The sequence below is a fragment of the Ruegeria sp. G2 genome (assembly GCF_056533505.1).
This window is the reverse complement of the sequence record NZ_JBQFON010000012.1, coordinates 43,861-66,579: the sequence shown is the minus strand read 5'-3', so window position 1 is coordinate 66,579 and position 22,719 is coordinate 43,861. Positions and strand designations below refer to the sequence as shown.

The following is a 22,719-nucleotide window of genomic DNA, read 5'->3' as shown; positions in this document are numbered from 1 at the left end:
CGCAGAATTCGCAGATTGCGCTCGTAATTCGAGGCAATTGTGCAGTAGAAATTTGAGCGGCTGCACCTCCGTAGCAGCAAGATTCGAGTCGTATTTGATCTGTCGCTACAGATCCGTCGGAGATTGATACTTCACTTTCGATATCTGGGCGACACGTTTCAAAAAGGTATCAAAATATCTCGCTGTTGTAGGATGTATGTCGTGGACCAGAACAATGTTACTGGATCGTTTTCGAATTTGTTCTACACCCTGTTGGACCCAACCGTCAGGTTGGTTTTCGGGCTTCCAATCTTCGGTATCTACGTTCCAGCCCACATGGCGATAGCCAAGGTCACGAACAACCTTTTCCACTTTCTTGTTCATCGCTCCATAAGGCGCACGAAACAACTTGTCCTTGCCGATTGAATCTCCAATCAGCTTTTCACACCGTTCTATTTCCGACTTTATTTGCTTTTCAGTTTTGTCGGTCAGAATCTTGTGGGAATAGGCATGGTTTCCAATGCGATGCCCACCTGCAACAATTTCCTTCAGCACCTTTGGATTTGCTTTTAAATTGACCCCCAACAGGAAAAAAGTTGCGCGAACATTGTTGTCCGCCAGCGCTTTCAAAACAGTTTTCGTGTGTTTTTCATGAGGACCGTCATCCACTGTAATCCAAACCTTTCTGTCCCCCGACTTGAGGTCCAGATAGTTCGGAACAATTACCTGCGGTTTTTTCTTGGATGTCTGCGGCATGTTGTTTCCCCCCTTTCCGACAGAAAGCTAGCCGCGCTGCCGGTGGCGGGCAAGTTTTCTGTTGAAATAACCTGATCAGAGGCCGTGCAAATTGAATGACCGTTACCGTCTATGCGGTTGCCAGCCATCTTTGCGCCACCGGATCGCCAAGCCTCAGGCTGTCGACGGCGCGCGCCGCAATCTGATCAACGAAATCGGCTGTGTCGCGCGGGCCGAGATAGAAGGCCGGAACCGGTGGCATGATCACCGCCCCCATTTCCGTCGCTGCTGTCATGTTGCGCAAATGGGCAAGGGTCAGCGGCGTTTCCCGGGTCAGCAGGATCAGGGGCCTGCGCTCTTTCAACTGTACGCTGGCCGCGCGCGTCAGCAGGTTGTCATCCAGACCATGCGCAATCGCTGCAAGGGATCGCATCGAACAGGGCGCGACGATCATCCCCGCCACCGGAACTGAACCGGACGCGATACTGGCCCCCACATCGGTCTCGGCGTGATGGCGGGTCGCCAGACCGCATAATTTGGCAAAGCCATCGGGGCCACATTCCTGCGCCAGCGTCCGCTGCGCCGCCGGGCTGACCACAAGATCAACCTCGACCTTCAGCCGGGCCAGCCATCGCGCGGCGTGAGCCTCCCCAACTGAACTGGTCCACCGCTATGTTTAGGAAACGGAGGACCACGAATGGCAAACAAGCGACCGAAGCCCGAAGAGATTGTCTCGAAGTTACGGCAGGTTGAAGTTCTGATGGGGCAAGGCATGTCCCGTCTTGATGCGATCAGGCAGATCGGTGTTGTTGAACAAACCTATTACCGCTGGCGCAAGAAGTACGGCGGAATGGGCGTAGATCAGTTGAAAGAACTGAAACGGCTTCAGAAAGAGAATGAGCGACTGCGACGTGCGGTATCCGATCTGACGTTGGACAAGCTGATCCTGACGGAAGCCGCGAAGGGAAACTACTGAGCCCCGCTCGTCGTCGTGCTTGTATTGACCATGTTCGCAACCAACATGAGCGTTTCCGAGAGACGCGCCTGCCGCGTGCTTGGACAACACCGGTCCACGCAACGGCGTGTCCCACAAGGTCGCGCAGACGAAGACCGATTGGTGGCCGACATGATCGAGCTGACCCGTCAATACGGCCGATATGGCTATCGCAGGATCGCTGCATTGCTGAGAGAGGCTGGATGGTCTGTCAGCGATGGGCGAAATGAACGGCTTTGGCGACGAGAGGGGCTAAAAGTGCCAGTGAAACAACCGAAGAAAGGGCGGCTCTGGCTGAACGATGGCTCGTGTGTTCGGCTGAGGCCGGAGTATCGCAATCATGTGGCCGCCTTGTGATTTGTTCAGAACCAGTGTGACAGGCGGGTCCCAGAAGATACGATCGGTTATGGCAGTGAAGAGCCGCACGGTCAGCGTGTCCGGAGACCGATTGTCGAATAGGAACCCGCGTTGGTGAAAGTTGCTCAGCTCGTACTCGCTCATGGTCGTCAGGCCGCGCGCAATGCGGTCCTTCCAGAGTTGTTGGCTGTCATACTCGATCCAAACCAAGTCCTGCGGGAAATCAACTTCTCGGACATAGTCCTGGATGTGGGCTTCCGGTCGATCCTCCCACGGCATACCCTGGACATCCATTCGCAGGCTATCCAGGTAATTCGCAGCGCGATGGTCAAGCAGGTATATGCGGGCCGCGGCGAGATCGTGGAGGATACCTCGCCGTTGCACGCGGGTTTCCTCTTCTGGACCCAAACGAGCCACGAGATCGTACTCGTCTCCGGGCTGGCCGGTTTCGAGATAGCGCCCATACTGCAAGGCGATTGTCTTGTAGAGGATCATATTTTCGTCTCAGAAGAATGATCACAAAGATCGCGGTCTCGATCAGCGATTGTCATTTAACCATCTAATGTTGTGCAAGATAGGAATCGAACAGAGTTTTTTGAATCTTGGGCTTGTAAAAGTTGGAGGCCTAGTCGTCGGGAAAGCAGGTGGATTGGCGAAACGTCAGCACAAATGCTTGTATTCAAAACGGCGACGATGCGCTTATGGCAAAAAAACAGCTACCAATTGGACATGGCGTGGTGACGGCTGCATGCAGAACCCCATAGGCCGCATTGTCCTAAAAGTTCGAAGAAATTCGCAAATTAACAAAATGTATGGAGAATTTTCCACCAAAGGAAAATCTTGCTGCCAAAAAGGAAGAACTATGGGTGTCGGATCAAGGAGAAAAATGGTGGAGCCTAGGGGAGTCGAACCCCTGACCTCTTGCATGCCATGCAAGCGCTCTCCCAACTGAGCTAAGGCCCCATGCAGGTACCGCCAAAGCGGTGGACGGACGTTTATGAGACGTCGCCGTAGAGTGCAAGTCCAAAAATCGGATTCGGTGAAAAAGTGCGAACCGATCCAGTGGACTGGGATGAGGCAGCCGGGGCTGCCTCGAAACCCATCAATTTTCGTCTTCTGACGACATGTCCTTGATATCGTCCAGCGAAACGTTGTCGCTGTCGTCATCATCGTCCAGCAGATCGTCGTCCAGTTCGACATCGACGTTGTCGTCATCATCCAACACGATATCTTCGTCCGACGAAGCTTCACGTGCTTTAACCGAAGCCGCATCTTCGGCATCTGCCGCGATCATCCGGCTTTTGCCGGTTTCCAGTTCAACGATCTCGCCGGTATAGGGGCTTACGATCGGGTCCTTATTAAGGTCGTAAAAGCGTTTACCAGTGGTCGGGCAAACACGCTTTACGCCCCATTCTTCCTTGGGCATATCAAATCCCCTTGATATCAGGTGAATCTCATCAATGATTCAGGTCACCTGCCATAAGCGGCAGGCACTGTCAAAGCCTTTGCGCGAAGGAGATCGGCCCATGGGGCGACACGCATTGCCTGGAACCCCTCCGGTGCCGCTGACATTGCGCAAATCTGCGCAGGCAAGACGGATCAGTTTGCGGATTTCCCAATTGGATGGGCGGGTTACGCTGACCTACCCGAAAGGTGTCCCCGAAGCCGAGGCTCTGGATTTCGCGCATCAGAAAGAGGATTGGATTCGCGGTCATCTTCAGGACGGGCCAGACCAGGAAACCGTTGAGTTCGGTCAATCCATATCAATAGAGGGAAAAGCACGGCGAATCGTTCAAATCTCAGGTCGGCGGGTGCTGCTGAAAGGTGACGAGATCGGTGTTCCTGCCGGGGCGGAGGCGCGGAGACTCGCCCGGTTTCTCAAAGAACTTGCCCGCGATCGTTTGACCGGAGCGTGTGATGACTATGCGGCGATGTTGGGTCGTTCGTATCGTAGCATTACGCTGCGTGATACGCGTTCGCGTTGGGGATCCTGCAGTTCTGCTGGTGCGTTGATGTTTTCATGGCGACTGATCCTCGCACCGCCTGAGGTGCTGCACTATGTGGCCGCTCATGAAGTGGCGCATCTGATCGAAATGAACCATTCTCCCGCCTTCTGGGCGCAGGTCGAGCGGATATTTGGCCCGTACAAAGAGGCCCGCCGCTGGTTGCGCGACAATGGGGCTGAACTTCACCGCTATCGCTTCGAACCCGCCGCTTGACGCCGGGAAAGTTTGTGATCACATAAGCTCATGCTGACCACACGCCCCGCCGAGTCTCACACCGCCACCCATGATCGAGTATATCGATCACTCAGGTCTCGGATCATGCATGGTGAGATGGCTCCGGGGCAGGCGCTGACATTGCGCGGTATAGGCAAGGAATTCGGTGTGTCGATGACGCCTGCGCGCGAAGCAGTGCGGAGGCTGGCGGCGGAAGGCGCGCTGTCGCTGTCCACCTCGGGCCGCGTGTCGACCCCTGAACTGACACGGGATCGGATCGAGGAGTTGGCCGCATTGCGTGCGCTGCTTGAGGTTGAATTGGCCAGTCGTGCCCTGCCACGCGCGCACATGGCGCTGATTGACCGGCTGCAAAGCATCAACATGACAGTCGCCGAGATGGTCACCAAACGCGACGCGGTTGGTTATATCCGTTCCAATCTGGAATTCCATCGGACGCTGTACCTGCGCGCACAGGCCCCCGCGATGCTTGCGATGGCCGAGACCGTTTGGCTGCAGCTTGGTCCCACGATGAGGGCACTTTATGGCCGGCTGCGACGAACTGAGCCGCCGCATTACCACCGTTTGATTATCGCAGCGCTCAAGGCCGGGGATGAGCCAGGTCTTAGATTGGCGGTGCGCTCGGACGTGACGCAGGGATTGCGTCTGCTCGTAACCTGAGCGGCTTGTTGCCCATCTCATCGACAGGTTGGTTTCAGGTGCTGCTCTGCTGGTCTGAACGGGCGGGCTGCGTTATCCTGAAAGCAAATCACAACAAGAGCAGATTTCAATCATGATCAATCGAAGAACTTTTTCTATCGGGCTAGGGTCGACCCTGTTGGCAGCCTGTTCAACCGGCAGCGCACCAACCAGTGCTCCAGCGTCACGAATGCGTGCTGTCCCGAACGCTGGATGGGATGCGTGGGTTGCTGGTTTCAAAGGCCGGGCAGCGTCGCAGGGTATCTCTCAATCTACCCTAAATCGCGCCTTTCAGGGGGCGGGATATTTGCCCGATGTGATCGAGCGCGACCGCAATCAGGTCGAGTTCAAGCGCTCGCTTGAGGATTATCTGGCCATTGCCGCGTCGGACGAGCGGATCAGCACCGGCAAACAGATGCTTGTGCGGCACGCAGGGACTCTGTCGCAGATCGAAGCGCAATATGGCGTCGACAAGGAAATCGTTGTCGCAGTGTGGGGGCTAGAAAGCCGCTATGGCGCGCGGCGCGGTGATGTGCCGGTGATCTCGGCGACCTCGACGCTGGCCTATGATGGGCGGCGCGGGGCGTTCTTTGAAAAGCAACTGGTGGCGGCGCTGAAGATCATTCAAGAGGGCGATACAACCCCGGCCAACATGACCGGCAGCTGGGCCGGAGCGATGGGGCACACCCAGTTTATCCCTACCTCTTATCTAGCCTATGCCGTTGATTTCACCGGTGATGGACGCCGCGATATTTGGTCCGAAGATCCGGCAGATTCGTTGGCCTCAACCGCCGCGTATCTGTCGCGCGCCGGTTGGGTGCGGGGTCAGCCTTGGGGTGGGGAAGTCGGTACAGTCTCGGGCTCTCCGGTGGCAGTGTTACAACCTCAGACGCCCGGACCACGCATTGCGGTGTTCCGCAATTTTCAAGTGATCAAGCGCTATAACAACTCGGACAGTTACGCGATTGGTGTGGGCCATCTTGCGGATCGGATCGCGGGCGGGGCACCGTTCCAGGCCTCATTCGGGCCGGATGCAACCGGGTTGACGCTTGACGATCGTAAAGAACTACAGCGCCGCCTGACATCTGCGGGCTATGACACGCAGGGTGCAGATGGAGTGATCGGGAAAAACACCGAGGCCGCAATCAGCGCATATCAACGCGCCAACGGGCTGCCCGTAACCGGTCAGCCTTCAGTGGCGTTGTTGCAGAGTTTGGGAGGCTGACGGCTTAAGCCGCCAGCCCTTTTGAGCCGATATCCAGGAATTTCTGACGGCGGTCCTTGATCAGGGCAGCCGCATCTTTTCCGTCAAGCTCTTTCAGCATCGAAGCAATTGCAGTCCGCACGGATTCAACCGCTGCAGGGCGGTCGCGATGCGCCCCGCCTTTGGGTTCTGGAATGATGTGGTCACAGATACCCAGTTTGTGCAGGTCCTGAGCCGTCAGACGGAGCGCTTCGGCGGCTTCACGCATCTTCTCGGCATCCTTCCACAGGATCGAAGCGCAGCCCTCGGGCGAAATCACCGAGTAGACCGAATGCTCCAGCATCGCCACGCGGTTCGCTGTCGCAAACGCAACCGCGCCGCCCGATCCGCCTTCGCCGATGATGACAGAAACCAGTGGTACTCCAATCTTCAGGCACATCTCGGTTGAACGCGCGATGGCCTCGGACTGGCCGCGCTCTTCCGCGCCTTTGCCGGGATAGGCCCCGGCCGTGTCGATCAAGGTGATCACTGGCAGACCAAAGCGACCGGCCATCTCCATCAGGCGCACGGCTTTGCGATAGCCTTCGGGGCGGGCCATACCGAAATTACGTTCGATCCGCGATTTGGTGTCGCTGCCTTTTTCATGGCCAATCACCATCACCGGCTGATCGTTGAACCGCGCCAATCCACCGATGACCGCCAGATCGTCGGCAAAGTTCCGGTCACCGGCCAAAGGTGTGAATTCGGTAAACAGCGCGTCCACGTAATCGTTGCAATGAGGCCGCTCCGGGTGGCGCGCGACCTGACATTTCCGCCAAGGAGTGAGGTCGCCATAGAGCTCATCCAGCAGTTTGGCGGCCTTGGCATCCAGCGCGGCAGCTTCTTCGGCCACGTCCATCTCTTCATTGGCGCGGGCCAGCGCGCGCAGCTCTTCAGCTTTGCCTTCGATCTCGGCCAGCGGTTTTTCGAAATCCAGATACTGGGTCATGACGCCTCTCAACGCGGAAGTTCCCTGCTATATGACTAATGCTTGTCCCGGATGCAACTCAGCAAGATTTGTGGTTTCACAATATGCGAAGACAGGCGGGCGAAGATTTAGGAAGGATACCGATGGTCGCCAGCTATGAAGATCGCGTGTTGCGCGTGTTGGCTTATATCCACGATCACCCCGCTGGGGATTTGTCGCTGGATGCCTTGGCCGATGTCGCGGCGATGTCACGATTTCATTGGCATCGCGTGTTTCGTGCCATCACCGGTGAAACCTGCGCGCAGGCTGCGCGCCGGATCAGATTGCATCGTGCCGCCTGTTGGTTGGTGCAGTCGGAAAGGCCTGTTGCGCAGATAGCAACCGATATTGGTTATCCGAACCTGAAATCTTTTGCGCGAGCCTTTTCCGAGGCCTACGGCAGCAGCCCCACCGTGTTTCGCAAGGCGGGGCAGATTCTGCCGGCTCATCCAAAATTCAAAACCGGAGAATACCCCATGCATCCCGTGACAACCCGCACCGAACCGTCCCGCCGTGTCGTAGCACTTCCGCATAAAGGGGCTTATGCCGAGATTGGCCGCAGTTTTGAGGCCTTTGGTGCCCTATGCGAATCCCGAAAACTGTGGCCACAGGTCGGCCCGATGATCGGGCTCTATCTCGACAGCCCCGAAGACGTGCAGGAAGATGAATTGCGCAGCTTTGCCGGGGCTCAATTCTGCGGCAAAGATATTCCGGAGGGGATGGAAGACCTCAGCATCCCTGGCGGCAAGACGGCGGTTCTGACCTACAAAGGCCCGTATTCCGGCATACACGCCGCCTATCAGACACTGTTCGGAAATTGGTTGCCTGATTCTGGCGAGGAGCCTGCCGATCAGCCTTGCTATGAAATCTATCTGAATGATCCGCGTGAAACTGCCCCCGAGGACCTGCTGACCGAAATCTGCCTACCGCTCAAATGACTTAGTGCGGCCAAAGAACAGGGTAAAGCGATGCAACAAGAAGTACGGCCATCGTCCAGTTAAATATCAGCAAGCGGTGCGGGTTGGTCAGGACCCGCGCCATTTGTTGGCCCAGAACCGTCCACACGCTGACCGATGGCAGATTGATCGCTCCGAACACCAGCGCAACCAGTATGATGGCTTCGAGCGTTTGTCCCGGCGCATATGCTGCAGTTGCCGTAAGCGCCATGGCCCAGGCCTTTGGATTGACCCACTGAAAGCTGGCAGCCTGAAGGAACGTCATCGGCGTACCGCTTGCTGCTTGTCCCTTTACAGGCGCTGCATGTGCGATCTTCCATGCCAGATACAGCAGGTAAATTACGGATGCGATCTTAAGCACCGTATAACTAACCGGGAATCGGTCGAAAACCTGAATCAGCCCTGTGCCCACCAGCAATACCATGAAGGTAAAACCCAACCCGATACCCAACATATGTGGTATCGTTCGCCGGAAGCCAAAATTTGCACCTGACGCCATGAGCATGAGGTTGTTTGGCCCCGGAGTTATCGAGGACACAAAGGCGAACACGATCAGGGCCATCAGAATCTCGTATGTCATGAACGCATTTTCTCGCCAATCGCGGCGAATGAAATTGCTTTTTTTGTGCGGCCATAGGATATTGCTCACAACAAATGGCGAAGATTGACCGAATTAATCAACATATATTGCGAGAAGTGTCGCAAGATGGTCGTATCAGCAATCTCGATCTTGCCGACCGCGTTGGCCTGTCGCCGTCTGCCTGTCTGCGTCGGGTGCAAGAGTTGGAGCGCGCGGGTGTAATATCAGGCTATCGCGCAGTTCTGAATCCGTCTGCCTTGGGCATAGGTTTTGTTGCCTATATCGGCGTCGGGCTGGGTGAGCATACCAAGGCCGCCCAAGAAGGATTTGAAGAAGCACTGCAGCAGGCGCCCGAGGTGGTCGAATGTCACAATATCACCGGCACGATCGAGTACCTTTTGCGGGTCGAATGTGCAGACCTCGCATCCTACAAAACCTTCCATACTGAGGTATTGGGAACGCTTCCGCATGTGACCTCGATTACCTCATATGTGGTTATGGGGTCGCCCAAGGATATGCGCGCGTAAAGGCCGAAAAAGTGAATTCTAACCACCTTGCAGGTCAAAAATTCACAGCCTAAGGTCTTTGCAACAGTGTCGCCGGCAGGGATTGATCCCCAAGCGGGCGCGAATTCAGGGAGAAGACCATGAAATTTTTCCGGACCGGAGCGCTTGTTGCCGTCTTAGCAGTTTTTGCGGGTGCGGCGACGGCTGCACCTTTGAAGTTAACGCCTGCAAATCCTCAACCCAGTCCAAAAGCGGGGTTGAATGCAAAGTATAGCTGGGAAGGTAATCCGCCTCGCAAAATCCAAAACCTCGCCAAAGTTAAACAACTATTGAGGAAGGCCAAGCCCGGCGCGCCACTTAGAGGGCTGGACTACCGTGATACGAATGAGGGCGATCCTGTCCTGACTTTCAACGAAGCCTTCAATGTTGCCGCGGAAATCACGGGTTATATTCGTTTTGATTCACCCGGGATATACGAGCTTGAAACCTGGTCGAATGACGGGATTGATGCGTGGGTCGGTGGGCAGCAAATTGGATATGTCAATGGTCGCCAAGGCTGTGAGGCTAACCAACGGACCGAAGTCGAAGTTCCGAAAGCTGGTTGGTATCCTCTCAACATCAAGTACTTTCAGAAATACGGTACGTCTTGCTTGATGATGAAATGGGGTAAACAGGGTCAGAGAATTACCTGGACACCCAACGACGTTTTCGGCCGCTGATTACATAAAATGAAAGGCGCTCGATCGAGCGCCTTTTTAATTTGTGCGCTAGCCGCCTGCCGCGATCAGTTCGGACTGCGCTACAATGACTTCGGCCTGCTTGATCGAGGCGATATCCACCAAACGTCCTTTGTAGACGGTTGCGCCTTCACCGTTGGCCTTTGCCTGTTCCATTGCGGCTAGAATTTCGCGCGCTTCAGACACCGCCTCATCTGACGGGGTGAAAACCTGATTAGCCAATGCAATCTGCTTGGGGTGGATGGCCCATTTGCCAACCATGCCTAGTGTGGCCGAGCGTTTGGCTTGCGCGATATATCCCTCATCATCCGAAAAATCGCCGAACGGGCCATCGACCGGCAGCACGCCATGGGTGCGGCAGGCGGCGACGATGGCGGCTTGCGCCCAGTGCCAGGGGTCGGACCAGTGCTTTTCGCCTTCGCGCAGCATGTAATAGTTTTCCTGTGTGCCGCCGATGCCGGTTGTTTGCATGCCCATCGAGGCTGCAAAATCCGCAGCGCCAAGGCTCATGGCCTGCATACGCGGAGATGATGCTGCGATCTCTTTGACATGCGCCAAGCCAGCGGCGGATTCGATGATCACTTCGAAAGAGATGGGCTTGGTTCGGCCCTTGGCCCGCTCGATGGCGGTGACCAGCGCGTCCACCGCATAAACATCCGCCGCACACCCGACCTTGGGGATCATGATCTGATCCAGCCGATCGCCTGCCTGTTCCAGCACATCGACCACGTCGCGGTACCAATAGGGTGTATCCAGCCCATTGATCCGAACCGACATGTATTTGTTGCCCCAATCGACCGTATTGAGCGCCTCGATGACATTGGCGCGGGCGGTATCCTTGTCGGACGGGGCCACCGAGTCTTCCAGATCCAGGTTGATGACATCCGCTGCCGACGCGGCCATCTTGGGAAACAGCTTGGTGTTCGAGCCTGGGCCAAACAGTTGACAGCGATTGGGGCGCGCCGGAGCGGCGGGTTGGATGCGGAAACTCATCTGGACCTCATTGTGAGTAAGGAAGTTGCGTTCTTTGCTGGTGATGGGATATTAAATTGCGCAACGCAGCGCAAGCGTGATTGTGCAGCTGCGGCAATGCGCGTGCAGAATGAACAAAATTTGAAACACAAAAGGATGCTTAAACTTTGATCAGTTTGAAAACTTCGAAGATTTTTGCGCATATTTGCTTCAGGGCACGAAATTATCCTGCCGATAGGTGGCTTGGAAGGAGAAATCGAGAAACCCTCGTCAATTCGGTTCTCTAGCTTAGGCCAGAATCAAAGGAGTGCAGCGCGATGATCGAGACACCGTACCTATTGTTTTTGGGCGATGCGCCCGACCTGTTGGCGGCCAAAGTGGCTATTGGCATCCGGGACTGGCGTCCAGAGAATGCTGTGGGTCAAATCAAGCTGGAAGGTTGCAAGGCCGACCTGGGCCTGACGGAAATGACTCTTGCCGAAGGTAAAGCCGCTGGCGCCAAGACACTTGTCATTGGTGTTGCAAACCGAGGTGGGATCATCAGCGAAGCTTGGAAAGAAGTTCTGATTGAAGCGTTGGAAATGGGCTATGATCTGGCATCTGGCCTGCACAACCTGCTGCGTGACGAAGGTGACTTGGTTGCGGCTGCGCAGACCCATGGATGCACCTTGCACGACGTCCGTGTGCCGACTGTTGGTTACCCGATTGCAAACGGCCGCAAGCGTACCGGCAAACGGTGCCTGGCCGTTGGAACCGATTGCTCTGCCGGTAAGATGTATACGGCGATGTCGATGGATGCCGAAATGCGCAAGCGCGGTATGAAATCCACGTTCCGCGCTACAGGTCAGACGGGCATTCTGGTCACGGGACAGGGTGTACCGCTGGATGCCGTTATCGCGGATTTCATGGCAGGATCGGTCGAGTACCTGACACCGGACAATGATCCGGATCACTGGGATCACATCGAAGGGCAGGGTTCCCTGTTCCACGTGTCTTATTCAGGTGTGACCATGGCGCTGATCCATGGTGGGCAGCCCGATGCGCTGATCCTGTGCCACGAACCAACCCGGACCCATATGCGCGGACTGCCTGATTATTCACTGCCGACGCTGGAGCAGTTACGTGACACAGCACTGCCGCTGGCGCGCGTGGCAAACCCAGAGTGTCAGGTTGCAGGTGTGTCGATCAACACCCAGCACCTGAGCGAAGAAGATGCGCTTGCCTATATCACTAAGGTTGAGACCGAGATGGGCATCCCGGCGACCGATCCCTACCGCTTTGGAGCCGGTAAACTAGTGGATGCGCTGGCCACACTGTGATCTAAGCACTCTCGCTGGAGGCGGAGCAGTCCGTCGCCGGCGGGCGTATTTGTCAAAAAATAGAGGAGCAGGCGCGTGCAAATTGAAGTTTCTCGCGATGTGTTTCGATTGGCGCAGGTATTCACCATCTCGCGCGGCTCACGTACCGAGGCAAAAGTTTTGACGGTCCGTGTCTCGGACGGTGTGCACCATGGTTGGGGCGAATGTGTACCTTATGCCCGCTATGACGAAACACTGGAGTCGGTCGAGGCCGAATTAGCCGGGCTACCCGAAGTGTTTTCGCGCTATTCCCTGATGGACCTGTTGCCAGCTGGCGCGGCGCGGAATGCGGTGGATTGTGCCCTGTGGGATCTGGAAGCGAAACGCGCGGGTAAACGGGCATGGGAGCTCGCGGAAATCGCTGCGCCAGGGCCTGAAATAACAGCCTATACGCTGTCATTGGACACGCCCGAAGCGATGCGGGCTCAAGCGGCCGAGAACGCTTTCCGCCCCTTACTTAAGATTAAGCTGGGAACGCCCGATGATATGCCGAGGCTCGAGGCTGTCCGGGCTGGGGCGCCAAAGTCGAAAATCATCATCGACGCTAATGAAGGCTGGTCTGCTGAAGTCTATGCAGATCTTGCCCCACATCTCATGCGCCTGGGCGTGGCTCTGGTCGAACAGCCCTTACCAGCTGGTGAGGATGATGCCCTGATCGGGATGGATCGCCCAGTGCCAGTTTGTGCTGACGAATCCTGTCACGATCAGGCAAGCCTACCTGCACTCAAGGGCAAATATGATGTGGTGAACATCAAACTGGACAAGACCGGCGGTCTTACCGAGGCGCTAGAATTGCGCAAGGCTGCATTGGCTGAGGGCTATGATGTTATGGTTGGCTGCATGGTCGGAAGCTCGCTTGCGATGGCCCCGGCAACACTAGTGGCGCAGGGGGCGATGGTGACAGACCTTGACGGGCCGCTTCTGTTGGCCGAAGACCGCGATACACCGCTGATTTTTGACGATGCCGGAGTACACCCGCCCGAAGCGGCGCTCTGGGGGTAAGGAACGGGCGAAGCCCGGAAACAAAAGGAAATGACATGACCCGTACCGTCTATGTGAATGGCGAATACCTGCCTGAATCCGAAGCAAGTATTTCGATCTTTGACCGGGGTTTCCTGTTTGCGGATGCCGTGTACGAGGTGACTAGCGTGCTGGACGGCAAGCTGATCGACTTTGAAGGCCACGCCGTACGTCTGAAGCGCTCATTGGATGAACTCGATATCGTTCAGCCTTGCAGCATGGACGAATTGTTGGAAATCCACCGCAAACTGGTTGAATTGAATGGAATCGATGAGGGGTTGGTTTATCTGCAGGTCACTCGTGGCTCGGACGGGGATCGGGATTTTGTTTTCCCAGCCGCCGATACAAAGCCAAGCCTTGTTCTCTTTACTCAGAACAAACCGGGCCTTGCCGATAGTCCGGCAGCGAAGAAGGGTGCCAAGATTATCTCGATTGATGATATCCGCTGGGGCCGTCGTGACATCAAGACCGTGCAGCTGCTTTACCCTTCCATGGGCAAGATGATGGCCAAAAAGGCAGGCTGCGATGATGCGTGGCTGGTTGAAGATGGCTATGTGACTGAAGGCACCAGCAACAACGCCTATTTCGTCAAGAGCGGTAAGATCGTCACCCGTCCGCTGTCTAACGACATTCTGCACGGCATCACGCGCAAGGCGGTATTGCGCATGGCGGCCGAGGCGCAGATGGAGGTCGAAGAGCGCCTGTTCACCATCGACGAAGCAAAAGAAGCCGATGAGGCCTTCACCACTTCGGCCAGTGCTTTCGTTATGCCGGTGGTTGAGATCGATGGCGTTGCGCTGGGCGATGGCACACCGGGTCCGATCGCCAAACGTCTGCGCGAGATCTATCTGGACGAAAGCCGCAAGGCAGCGATCTAGAAGAGGTAGTTATATCTAGTCTCGTTGCCAGCAATGGTATGAACTCAAATGCGACGCGCGGCGCAATTTGCCGTTATTCCTGCACCCTCGCAAAATATTGCGAGGGTGTTGTGGTTTCACGGGATGTTTGTGCCGTGAACAAACCGTCATGTTGGGTTTTTACGGATCACTGAGGTGTTACTGATTATGAACCCGTGTTCGAATGATCAGCAACATCCCCGGTGGAAGGTTTACACAGAGAAGGCGGTTTTTTCCGGTGTCGAGCGTCAGCTCTTCTTCGTCACATTCTCTTCAAACGCAACCTTGAATGCGGCCTGTTTTTCGGCGCTGGCATCGGTCTGATAGTTGGCCTTCCATTCATCCATGGACATGCCATAGAAAATCTCGCGAGCTTCGTCCTTGCCCATTTCAATGCCTTTTGCATTGGCGGCTTCCTGATACCAGCGCGACAGGCAATTGCGGCAAAACCCGGTCAGATTCATCATGTCGATGTTCTGGACGTCTGTGCGGTCTTTCATCAGGTGCTGCTGCAAACGACGGAACGCAGCGGCTTGCAGTTCGATTTCGGTTTGCTTGTCCATATTCTGGCTCCGAGTAGATGTTTTTACATTCTGAGGCTGAACTAGCAATCCGCAGGCTTTGATACAATGAATACAAAGGTCTTTGAATTGGCCGATCCGGTATTTAGGAGAGTTTCAGTGCCAACCATGGCACCAGGCAAAACACCAGAGTCAGGATCTTGTAATTCGCAAGATACCGGAAGTAAGCGCGTTTTATGTCGGCACGTTCCATCTGGAACATTCTGCCATGCACATCTGCAATCCAGTTTTGCAAAGCCAAGACCATCATGGTGCTGAAGAGCAAAACACCGATGTTCAGAACCGTCATCCAACCGAAGACAGTCGTCAGGAATTCCTGCGTCATAGTCGTCTCCTTTCGCCTGATATATGGGTATTGGCCAATGCGCTCCCAACATTAGGAGGAACAAAAAACAATCTGCGACGTCACTGTGTCACAGTCTGCTTTCGACGAGCGCGTCTTGTAGTGCAACGGCCAGACGGTTGGCCCAATGGCGCTGCCCTTCGTGATCCGCAATCAGATCGTTGCGCAGCTCAATCAATGCATTGGGTCGACCGAATGCTGTGCAATGTTTGTCGATCGCATCACCGGGTAGAACGCCGGTATAGGGTTCATTTACACCGACGCACAGATCACTCTCGGCATTCAGTCGGTTGATTAACGGGCGTGAGAACCGCTCATCCGGAGTGTGCAGGACGCCGATATGCCAGGGTCGGGGATCGCGACCGCGTAGCTGGCGCGTAAAGGAGTGCATTGAGACGATAACCGCATGAGGCAGGCCTGCAAGCTGTGCCAGCGCATCGTGATAAGGACGATAGCACATATTCAGGCGCCGCTCCTTCTCAACTGGATCGGCGTGGCGATTGCCGGGGATGATCGAACCATCATAGAGCTTCATCAGAAGCGTCGGATCATCCTCACCGCGATTGGGGTCGATCACCAAGCGCGAAAAATTGGCCGCGATAACCGGGGCGTTCAGAATCTCGCCCAGATGCTTCGACACCTCGTAGGCGCCCACATCGTAAGCGATGTGCCGTTCCATGTCTTCGCGCGGCAGTCCCAGGTCCCCGTCATTGATATCGGGTGGGACCATGTTGGTTGCATGGTCGCAAGTTATTAGCCAACGCGACGGCCGATCCGCGCCGTGAACAAAAAACGGAGAATAAGTCATGAGCCTGTCATCTTGTTTGTCGCAGGTGTAGGACAGTTGCGTTGGAAAGGGAATTGCGCAATAAGCGGCCAAAGCAATGTTTGCGGTAACATTCGTGCGTTTAAGGAGAGCCTGATCAATGCGACGCCTGAGAAATGTGAAAATCGTGGCGACGCTGGGACCGGCGTCTAACGACTATGACACCATCCGCGCTCTGCACGAGGCAGGGGCCGATGTGTTTCGCCTGAACATGAGCCATGGCAGCCATGATGAAATCCGCGAACGGCATCGGATCATCCGGCAGATCGAAAAGGATCTGGACAGCCCGATTGCCATTTTGGCCGATCTTCAAGGACCGAAGCTGCGCGTTGGTGTGTTTGCCAATGACGCAGAAGAGCTGGAAGAGGGCGCAGCGTTTCGTCTGGACCTTGATCCGGCAGCGGGGGATGTCACCCGGGTCTGTCTACCGCACCCCGAGATTTTTGCTGCTTTGGAGCCGGGCGCGCGCCTGTTGGTCAATGATGGCAAGATTCGTCTGATCGTGCAGGATTGCGGTCAGGATTTTGCCCACTGCACAGTTGAAGTAGGTGGCACGATCTCAAACCGAAAAGGTGTGAATGTTCCGGACGTGGTTCTGCCGCTGGCGGCACTGTCTGACAAGGATCGCGACGATCTGGAATTTGTCTGCCAGTTGGGCGTGGACTGGCTGGCGCTCAGTTTCGTGCAACGTGCCAAGGACGTTTTCGAAGCACGTGCGCTGGCAGATGGTCGCGCATCGATCCTGTCCAAGATCGAAAAGCCTGCCGCAGTGGAAGCCTTTGATGACATCCTTGATGCCTCGGACGGGATCATGGTTGCACGTGGTGATCTGGGCGTAGAATTGCCCGTTTCTGCTGTGCCGCCGATTCAGAAGCGTCTGGTGCGCAAGTGTCGTACTGCAGCGAAGCCCGTGATTGTTGCAACACAGATGTTGGAAAGCATGATCGAAAGCCCGATGCCAACGCGGGCCGAGGTTTCGGACGTGGCAACCGCCATCTATGAAGGCACCGATGCGATCATGCTTAGCGCTGAATCCGCGGCTGGATCCTATCCGATCGAAGCGGTCCAGACCATGAATAAGGTCGCCATCGAGGTTGAAGCGGATCCAACCTACCACCAGATCATTGCGGCCTCACGAACTGCCAAGGGCACGACCATCGCGGACGGAATCGTGGCAGCCGCGCGCGAAATCGCGGAGAAGACGGACATCAAGGCCATCTGCTGTTTCACTCAAAGTGGTACAACCGCGTTGCTTACTGCACGCGAGCGTCCCGGTGTGCCGATAATTGCGATGACTCCGGCCACTGGCACCGCACGCAGGCTTTGCTTGAGCTGGGGCTGCCATTGTGTTCTGACCCCCGAGCAGGAACGGTTCAAGGGCGCGGTGGTCAGTGCGGCACGCGCGGCTCGTTCGGGTGGCTTTGCGGCCGAGACTGATCAGATCGTGGTCACCGCTGGCGTGCCGTTTAATGTCCCTGGAACGACCAATATTTTGCGTATCGCTCCGTGTGATGAACGGCTGATTTACAACACCGATCCGGGTTAAGTTGCGACCCAATATCAACAATTTATTTTGATACCTTACGATCTGCCTAAAATTTAGGCGGAAATAAATTAGCAATTTCAATTAGATGATCGATAGTTGGTTGCATTTCAAAATTACTTCTCTGTTTTTCCGTGTTTTTGGGGATACTTGCCTCTAGGGCAGTCTACTCAAACAAGTTCCAGGTTCCGGCTGCTCTGCCGGGGGCACGGGCCCCGGTCAAACAAACCACAATGGAGGAACGACATGACAACGAAAATTGTCATTGGACTGGACGGGACAGAAACCGGAGAACGCGCGATCGCCTTCGCCAAAGACTTGGCCGGACGTATCGGAGAATGCGAGCTGCTGGTTGTTTATGTCATCGAATGGTCGCCTTTCACATTCCAGACACCGGAAGAAAATGCTATGCGCCACAAGAGGCGCGAGGAAGAGGTAGAGCTGGCTACATCGCGGATCATCGCGCCAGCGGTCGAAGCGCTAAAGGCAGCAGGTTTCGAAGCCCAAGGTATCGTGCGTCACGGAGATGTCGCCGAAACACTGAACACGATCACGGTCGAAAACGGTGGATCACAGATCGTTGTTGGTCGGGCTTCGGCTGACGGGTTCAAGAAGCGCCTGTTTGGCAGCTCCACGCAGAACCTTGTCATGCATGCCGACGTTCCCGTCACGGTCGTGAATTGAGGGGAGAGTAGATGATGAGTATTCAAAACAAACTTGGTTTGGCTGCGCTTACCGCTCTGGCTGCGAGTCCTGCCGCCGCTCAGGAAGCGGTTGGGCTGGACGACAAGATCAATCAGGCATTTGCAGACTTCACCGGGCCATTTGTAAGTTTTATTTTTGCACCTTTCCCTGGGACAGGTTTCCCCTGGATCGTGGGATGGCTGGTTGTAGCGGCGACTGTGTTCACACTGTATTTTGCCTTCGTGCAGTTGCGCTTTTTCAGCCATGCGATCAGCCTAGTGAAAGGCGACTACTCTGACCCGAACGATGCGGGTGAGGTCAGCCACTTTCAAGCGCTCGCTACAGCCTTGTCCGGTACGGTTGGGCTTGGCAACATCGCCGGTGTTGCGGTTGCCGTTGGCATCGGCGGGCCGGGTGCGACTTTCTGGATGATCGTCGCGGGTCTGTTGGGCATGGCGTCGAAATTCACCGAATGTACGCTGGGCGTGAAGTATCGCAACGAATACGAGGATGGCACCGTTTCCGGTGGTCCGATGTATTACATGTCCAAAGGGTTCAACGAACTGGGCCTGCCGGGTGGTAAGATCCTTGCGGTTCTTTTCTCGATCTTCTGTATCCTCGGTGCCTTGGGCGGGGGCAACATGTTCCAGGCCAACCAGGCGCACCAGCAGATCGCAGGCATCGTTGGAGACTATCCCGGTTGGATCACCGGTCTGGTGTTCGCGGGCATCGTGTTTGCAGTGATCGTGGGTGGCCTGAAATCTATCGCACGCGTGACCGAGAAAGTCGTGCCCTTTATGGGCGTGATGTATGTGGCTGCTGCGCTAGTAATCATCCTGATGAACGCGGATCAGATCGGTTGGGCCTTTGGCCAGATCTTCGCGGGTGCCTTCACTGGCCTCGGCGTGGCAGGCGGTATGGTCGGTGCGCTGATCCAGGGCTTCCGTCGCGCGGCGTTTTCGAACGAGGCAGGCGTCGGGTCTGCAGCGATTGCACACTCTGCTGTTCGGACCAAAGAGCCGATTACCGAGGGCTTTGTATCTCTGCTTGAGCCGTTCATCGATACGGTCGTGATCTGTACCATGACCGCGCTGGTGATCATCATCACCCAGCAGCTGATCGTTGATCCGGAAACCGGCAATTACATGCTGAACGAAGCGGGTAACGCGATTGCAACTGTTGATGGTAACACCGGTGTCAGCCTGACCTCGGCAGCCTTCGGCAGCGCGTTCAGCTGGTTCCCGTTCATTCTGGCCATTGCCGTGGTGCTGTTTGCTTTCTCCACCATGATCAGCTGGTCCTACTACGGCCTCAAGGCCTGGACTTACCTGTTCGGTGAGGGCCACACGAAGGAACTGGTGTTCAAGGTCATCTTCTGCATCTTCGTTGTCATTGGCGCTGCGGCCAACCTTGGGCCGGTCATCGACTTCTCAGATGCGGCGATCTTTGCGATGGCTGTTGTGAACGTCTTCGCGCTCTACTTCCTGATGAAAGTGGTGCGCCAGGAGCTGGCGTCCTACGCAGAACGGTTGAAGAGCGGCGAAATCCGCAAATTCGAACATTAAACCAAACCACCGGGGCGGCGCGCGTCGCCCCGGTACTCAGTCTGCCCGTGAAAATCGCAGATTCTGACCCAAACCCCCTTGCCAGTATGACCGAACTTGCGTAAACGGCGCTTCTGATCGCGTGACCGGCCGAGATGGCATGCCGAGTCGCGTCTGAAACCGAACCCGGAAAAGGAGACGGAAATGCCTAAGATGAAGACCAAGTCGAGCGCCAAGAAGCGCTTTAAGGTGACTGCGACCGGTAAGGTCCTGGCTGGCCAGGCCGGCAAACGTCACGGCATGATCAAGCGGACCAAGAAATTCATCCGCGATGCCCGTGGCAACACCACCCTGTCCGCCCCCGACGCCAAGATCGTCAAGGGCTACATGCCCTACGACCGCTAAGAGGAGATTTGAGAGATGTCCCGCGTTAAAGGTGGAACCGTAACCCACGCCCGTCACAAGAAGATCATCAAAGCCGCAAAAGGCTACTATGGTCGTCGCAAGAGCACATTCAAAGTTGCGTCTCAGGCCGTTGACAAGGCCAACCAGTATGCAACCCGCGACCGCAAGAATCGCAAGCGCAACTTCCGCGCGCTGTGGATCCAGCGTATCAATGCTGCTGTGCGTTCGCATGACGAAGCACTGACATATTCCCGCTTCATCAATGGCCTGAACCTGGCCGGTATCGAAGTGGACCGCAAAGTTCTGGCTGACCTGGCCGTGCACGAACCGGAAGCGTTCGGCGCGATCGTCGCCAAAGCTCAGGCAGCCCTGGCCGCCTGATCCTCGTCTCAGAGACAGTGAAATCAAAGCCGCTCCTACAGGGAGCGGCTTTTTTTAGTTTAACAAACCGGGTCGTAAGCCAAACCGCCTCACAAATTTTTATCGGAGAATGGGTCCGATGGCGTGTTTAGCCGAAGATGTCGCATGAATGCGCGGGCGATTCTAGGAACCGGCCTTTGATCCGAAATGACGAAGTGGCCACGATATCGCATGGGCGCTTCAAACGGGACAAAAGTCAGGTCCGGTGATCGATACATGTACACCGGAAAGGGATTGATCACAGCCAACCCAAGGCCCTCCCGAGCCATATCGGCTGCTGCGAACGAGGTCGAAACCTCGGCGACAATTCTGGGTTCCGCTCGTACCTGATGCAGTATTCGATCAAGCTGCCCGCGTCTGCCGTGGCGATATGTCAATGCAATCAGATCTTGTTCATGCAGATCTGCGGGGGCGAGCGTACTGCGTTGGGCAAGTGGATGTTCGGGTCGCATTACGCAAACTGCTGGCGATTCCCTGAACGGTATCAGTTTGATACCTGCGCGGCTTTGCTCAATCCCGGTTACCGCCAAATCAAAGCGGTTTTCCAATACGCCCAATGTCACCATGTCTGAGGTCGTCACCTCCAGGTTAACAAAAAAACCCGGATTTCCGCGTATGAAACTGGCGATGAGCGTGACGATATAGCGGTGGGCATAACTTGGAGGAGCGACAAGGCGTAACGTTTCCTGGACGGTTTCACCCGGTCCATCGATCCGGTCGAGAGCTTCGAACAAGGGATCGAGACGCATGTTCAATCGCACGGCCTCTTGCGTCGGACGTAGTCTGCCCGCGTCCCTTTCAAACAGTATTTTCCCAAGCCGGGATTCAAGACTGCCAACAGATCGGCTGACGGCTGATTGAGACAGGCCCAGTTGTCGTGCAGCGGCGGCAGTGGTTCCTGCCTGCATGAGGGCCCGCAAGGCTTGATACTCCGGTAGTGAGTGCCAGTTGCGTGTTTTCTTCATCGACTTGCACCCTCATGAATCCGACTAGCTCTATGAGTAAAACTCATTGAATTTTTTTACAATCATGACGATAACGTCTGTTAGCGTGTATCGGATTGATACTTAATTCGGGTGATACGGCTTTGAATACCTTCCCACTCATTTTCGATGGGCACAATGATGTGTTGTCCAAGTTGGCTTCGACCGGTGGTGTTTCAGAAGCGGGCCAATTCCTGAGCGGCCTGGAAGGCGCAATCGATCTGGTCAAATCCAAAGAGGGTGGGTTTGGCGGCGGGTTCTTTGCCGTGTGGGTGCCGTCGCCAATGGATGTCGACGCCAAGATGGAAGAGATGGTCCAGCCCAGATATGACCTGCCGCTTCCCGATCAGATAGATGCTGAAGACGCCTTCCCGGCAGCACTGAGCCAGATTGCCATATTGTTGGAACTGGAAAGGCTGGGCGCGTTGAGTGTTGCACGCTCAGTCGCAGATATCCGGGATTGTCTGGCGCAGGGTCGGATGGCAGCGATATTTCATATCGAAGGTGCCGAAGCGATTGATGCCGATCTGCATTCGCTCGACGTTTTTCATGCTGCGGGGCTGCGCTCGCTTGGTCCGGTCTGGAGCAGGCCAAACATTTTCGGGCACGGTGTGCCGTTCAGATATCCATCAGGGCCAGACACCGGCCCGGGGCTGACCGATTATGGTCTGCGACTTGTCCAACGCTGCAACGCGCTTGGGATCATGCTGGACTTGTCTCATCTCAATGAGAAAGGTTTTTGGGACGTTGCGCGATATTCAGATGCGCCTTTGGTTGCGACGCATTCGAATGCGCACGCCATTTGCCCGCACGCTCGGAATCTGACCGACGATCAGCTTCGCACAATCGCAGAAAGCGACGGGATGGTCGGACTGAATTTTGCCGCCGCGTTTCTGCGCGAGGATGGGCGAATGCTTTCTGACATGCCGCTGGCACAGGTTCTGAAGCACCTAGATCACCTGATCGGGATCTTGGGTGAGGACCGGGTCGGGCTTGGGTCGGACTATGACGGGGCCGTGGTTCCAGACGATGTGACCGACGTATCGATGCTGCCCCGATTGAGAGATGCCATGGAAACCCATGGATACGGCGAAGAGCTCATTAAGAAGCTCTGCCATGAAAACTGGTTGCGTGTACTTGAGAAGACTTGGGGATCGTAACCGTTAGTGAATAAC

At 55.7% G+C, this 22,719-nt stretch carries 25 protein-coding genes, 1 tRNA gene and 2 pseudogenes; 16 read left to right on the top strand and 12 right to left on the bottom strand.

What is annotated here, in order from left to right:
• Window positions 1-105: 105 nt before the first annotated feature.
• Both ACR0DU_RS18890 and ACR0DU_RS18885 read right to left on the bottom strand, forming a co-directional pair.
• Window positions 106-735, bottom strand: a complete 630-nt coding sequence (locus ACR0DU_RS18890; protein WP_480876582.1) for a polysaccharide deacetylase family protein — start codon at window positions 733-735, stop codon at window positions 106-108.
• Between the two features lie 109 nt (window positions 736-844).
• Window positions 845-1,366: pseudogene (locus ACR0DU_RS18885) on the bottom strand (UbiX family flavin prenyltransferase); the annotation flags it as partial.
• A 45-nt stretch (window positions 1,367-1,411) separates the two neighbouring features.
• Here ACR0DU_RS18885 and ACR0DU_RS18880 point away from each other — a divergent pair.
• Window positions 1,412-2,053 (top strand): annotated as a pseudogene (locus tag ACR0DU_RS18880) (transposase); the annotation flags it as partial.
• On the opposite strand, the gene ACR0DU_RS18875 reads toward ACR0DU_RS18880, so the two are convergent.
• The 3 genes from ACR0DU_RS18875 to ACR0DU_RS18865 all read right to left on the bottom strand — a co-directional run bounded on the left by ACR0DU_RS18875 (window position 1,961) and on the right by ACR0DU_RS18865 (window position 3,491).
• Window positions 1,961-2,560 (bottom strand): hypothetical protein, encoded by a 600-nt coding sequence (locus ACR0DU_RS18875; RefSeq protein WP_480876579.1) that lies wholly within the window; start codon window positions 2,558-2,560, stop codon window positions 1,961-1,963. The pseudogene ACR0DU_RS18880 and the gene ACR0DU_RS18875 overlap by 93 nt on opposite strands.
• A 392-nt stretch (window positions 2,561-2,952) precedes the next feature.
• A tRNA-Ala gene (locus ACR0DU_RS18870) sits at window positions 2,953-3,028 on the bottom strand.
• A gap of 139 nt (window positions 3,029-3,167) precedes the next feature.
• Entirely contained in the window at window positions 3,168-3,491 is a 324-nt protein-coding gene (locus ACR0DU_RS18865; RefSeq protein ID WP_010443532.1) for a TIGR02300 family protein, read from the bottom strand.
• 100 nt (window positions 3,492-3,591) lie between these two features.
• On the opposite strand from ACR0DU_RS18865, the gene ACR0DU_RS18860 reads away from it, so the two are divergent.
• From ACR0DU_RS18860 to ACR0DU_RS18850, 3 genes are all read left to right on the top strand, one after another.
• Window positions 3,592-4,284 carry a M48 family metallopeptidase gene (locus ACR0DU_RS18860; RefSeq protein ID WP_480876575.1) on the top strand — a complete coding sequence of 231 codons (693 nt, stop codon included), beginning with the start codon at window positions 3,592-3,594 and terminating at the stop codon, window positions 4,282-4,284.
• A gap of 30 nt (window positions 4,285-4,314) precedes the next feature.
• Window positions 4,315-4,962, top strand: coding sequence for a GntR family transcriptional regulator (locus ACR0DU_RS18855; RefSeq protein WP_319546045.1), 648 nt, complete (start codon window positions 4,315-4,317; stop codon window positions 4,960-4,962).
• Between the two features lie 112 nt (window positions 4,963-5,074).
• Window positions 5,075-6,205, top strand: coding sequence for a lytic murein transglycosylase (locus ACR0DU_RS18850; RefSeq protein ID WP_480876572.1), 1,131 nt, complete (start codon window positions 5,075-5,077; stop codon window positions 6,203-6,205).
• Window positions 6,206-6,209: 4 nt separating this feature from the next.
• Here ACR0DU_RS18850 and ACR0DU_RS18845 read toward each other — a convergent pair whose 3' ends face one another.
• Entirely contained in the window at window positions 6,210-7,172 is a 963-nt protein-coding gene (locus ACR0DU_RS18845) for an acetyl-CoA carboxylase carboxyltransferase subunit alpha (RefSeq protein WP_480456068.1), read from the bottom strand.
• 122 nt (window positions 7,173-7,294) lie between these two features.
• Here ACR0DU_RS18845 and ACR0DU_RS18840 point away from each other — a divergent pair, with 122 nt between their 5' ends.
• Window positions 7,295-8,128 (top strand): AraC family transcriptional regulator, encoded by an 834-nt coding sequence (locus ACR0DU_RS18840; protein ID WP_480876568.1) that lies wholly within the window; start codon window positions 7,295-7,297, stop codon window positions 8,126-8,128.
• Between the two features lies 1 nt (window position 8,129).
• Here the strand turns inward: ACR0DU_RS18840 and ACR0DU_RS18835 are convergent, their stop codons facing one another.
• Entirely contained in the window at window positions 8,130-8,726 is a 597-nt protein-coding gene (locus tag ACR0DU_RS18835; RefSeq protein WP_480876566.1) for a LysE family translocator, read from the bottom strand.
• 74 nt (window positions 8,727-8,800) lie between these two features.
• On the opposite strand from ACR0DU_RS18835, the gene ACR0DU_RS18830 reads away from it, so the two are divergent.
• A complete protein-coding gene (locus ACR0DU_RS18830) occupies window positions 8,801-9,253 on the top strand; it encodes an Lrp/AsnC family transcriptional regulator (RefSeq protein ID WP_319546047.1) in 453 nt (150 codons plus the stop codon).
• A 119-nt stretch (window positions 9,254-9,372) separates the two neighbouring features.
• Entirely contained in the window at window positions 9,373-9,951 is a 579-nt protein-coding gene (locus ACR0DU_RS18825) for a PA14 domain-containing protein (protein ID WP_480456072.1), read from the top strand.
• A 48-nt stretch (window positions 9,952-9,999) separates the two neighbouring features.
• Here ACR0DU_RS18825 and ACR0DU_RS18820 read toward each other — a convergent pair whose 3' ends face one another.
• Entirely contained in the window at window positions 10,000-10,962 is a 963-nt protein-coding gene (locus ACR0DU_RS18820; RefSeq protein ID WP_480876562.1) for an L-malyl-CoA/beta-methylmalyl-CoA lyase, read from the bottom strand.
• A gap of 296 nt (window positions 10,963-11,258) precedes the next feature.
• Here ACR0DU_RS18820 and dgcN point away from each other — a divergent pair, with 296 nt between their 5' ends.
• The 3 genes from dgcN to ACR0DU_RS18805 all read left to right on the top strand — a co-directional run bounded on the left by dgcN (window position 11,259) and on the right by ACR0DU_RS18805 (window position 14,197).
• On the top strand, window positions 11,259-12,260 hold the full coding sequence (dgcN, locus tag ACR0DU_RS18815; RefSeq protein ID WP_480876559.1) for an N-acetyltransferase DgcN: 1,002 nt from the start codon (window positions 11,259-11,261) through the stop codon (window positions 12,258-12,260).
• A 75-nt stretch (window positions 12,261-12,335) separates the two neighbouring features.
• The gene (gene dgcA, locus ACR0DU_RS18810; RefSeq protein ID WP_480876556.1) at window positions 12,336-13,301 is read left to right on the top strand and encodes an N-acetyl-D-Glu racemase DgcA; all 966 of its coding nucleotides are present in this window, start codon (window positions 12,336-12,338) and stop codon (window positions 13,299-13,301) included.
• 35 nt (window positions 13,302-13,336) lie between these two features.
• Window positions 13,337-14,197, top strand: coding sequence for a D-amino-acid transaminase (locus tag ACR0DU_RS18805; RefSeq protein WP_170772160.1), 861 nt, complete (start codon window positions 13,337-13,339; stop codon window positions 14,195-14,197).
• Window positions 14,198-14,463: 266 nt separating this feature from the next.
• Here the strand turns inward: ACR0DU_RS18805 and ACR0DU_RS18800 are convergent, their stop codons facing one another.
• From ACR0DU_RS18800 to ACR0DU_RS18790, 3 genes are all read right to left on the bottom strand, one after another.
• The gene (locus ACR0DU_RS18800) at window positions 14,464-14,778 is read right to left on the bottom strand and encodes a DUF1244 domain-containing protein (RefSeq protein ID WP_010443546.1); all 315 of its coding nucleotides are present in this window, start codon (window positions 14,776-14,778) and stop codon (window positions 14,464-14,466) included.
• A gap of 103 nt (window positions 14,779-14,881) precedes the next feature.
• Entirely contained in the window at window positions 14,882-15,121 is a 240-nt protein-coding gene (locus tag ACR0DU_RS18795) for a DUF6868 family protein (RefSeq protein WP_010443547.1), read from the bottom strand.
• A gap of 88 nt (window positions 15,122-15,209) precedes the next feature.
• Window positions 15,210-15,947, bottom strand: a complete 738-nt coding sequence (locus ACR0DU_RS18790; RefSeq protein WP_480456076.1) for an N-formylglutamate amidohydrolase — start codon at window positions 15,945-15,947, stop codon at window positions 15,210-15,212.
• A 118-nt stretch (window positions 15,948-16,065) separates the two neighbouring features.
• On the opposite strand from ACR0DU_RS18790, the gene pyk reads away from it, so the two are divergent.
• The 5 genes from pyk (at window position 16,066) to rplT (ending at window position 20,522) form a co-directional block, all read left to right on the top strand.
• Window positions 16,066-17,511 carry a pyruvate kinase gene (pyk, locus tag ACR0DU_RS18785; protein ID WP_170547240.1) on the top strand — a complete coding sequence of 482 codons (1,446 nt, stop codon included), beginning with the start codon at window positions 16,066-16,068 and terminating at the stop codon, window positions 17,509-17,511.
• 243 nt (window positions 17,512-17,754) lie between these two features.
• A complete protein-coding gene (locus ACR0DU_RS18780; RefSeq protein WP_010443550.1) occupies window positions 17,755-18,192 on the top strand; it encodes a universal stress protein in 438 nt (145 codons plus the stop codon).
• A gap of 14 nt (window positions 18,193-18,206) precedes the next feature.
• Window positions 18,207-19,757: an alanine/glycine:cation symporter family protein gene (locus ACR0DU_RS18775; RefSeq protein ID WP_411353638.1), complete on the top strand. Its 1,551-nt coding sequence runs from the start codon at window positions 18,207-18,209 to the stop codon at window positions 19,755-19,757.
• Between the two features lie 183 nt (window positions 19,758-19,940).
• A complete protein-coding gene (gene rpmI / locus ACR0DU_RS18770) occupies window positions 19,941-20,141 on the top strand; it encodes a 50S ribosomal protein L35 (RefSeq protein WP_010443552.1) in 201 nt (66 codons plus the stop codon).
• Between the two features lie 15 nt (window positions 20,142-20,156).
• Window positions 20,157-20,522 carry a 50S ribosomal protein L20 gene (rplT, locus tag ACR0DU_RS18765; protein ID WP_010443553.1) on the top strand — a complete coding sequence of 122 codons (366 nt, stop codon included), beginning with the start codon at window positions 20,157-20,159 and terminating at the stop codon, window positions 20,520-20,522.
• Between the two features lie 89 nt (window positions 20,523-20,611).
• Here rplT and ACR0DU_RS18760 read toward each other — a convergent pair whose 3' ends face one another.
• Window positions 20,612-21,526, bottom strand: a complete 915-nt coding sequence (locus ACR0DU_RS18760) for a LysR family transcriptional regulator (RefSeq protein WP_480876548.1) — start codon at window positions 21,524-21,526, stop codon at window positions 20,612-20,614.
• A 122-nt stretch (window positions 21,527-21,648) separates the two neighbouring features.
• Between ACR0DU_RS18760 and ACR0DU_RS18755 the strand changes: the two genes are divergently transcribed.
• Window positions 21,649-22,704, top strand: coding sequence for a dipeptidase (locus tag ACR0DU_RS18755; protein ID WP_480876546.1), 1,056 nt, complete (start codon window positions 21,649-21,651; stop codon window positions 22,702-22,704).
• The last annotated feature ends 15 nt before the right edge of the window (window positions 22,705-22,719 follow it).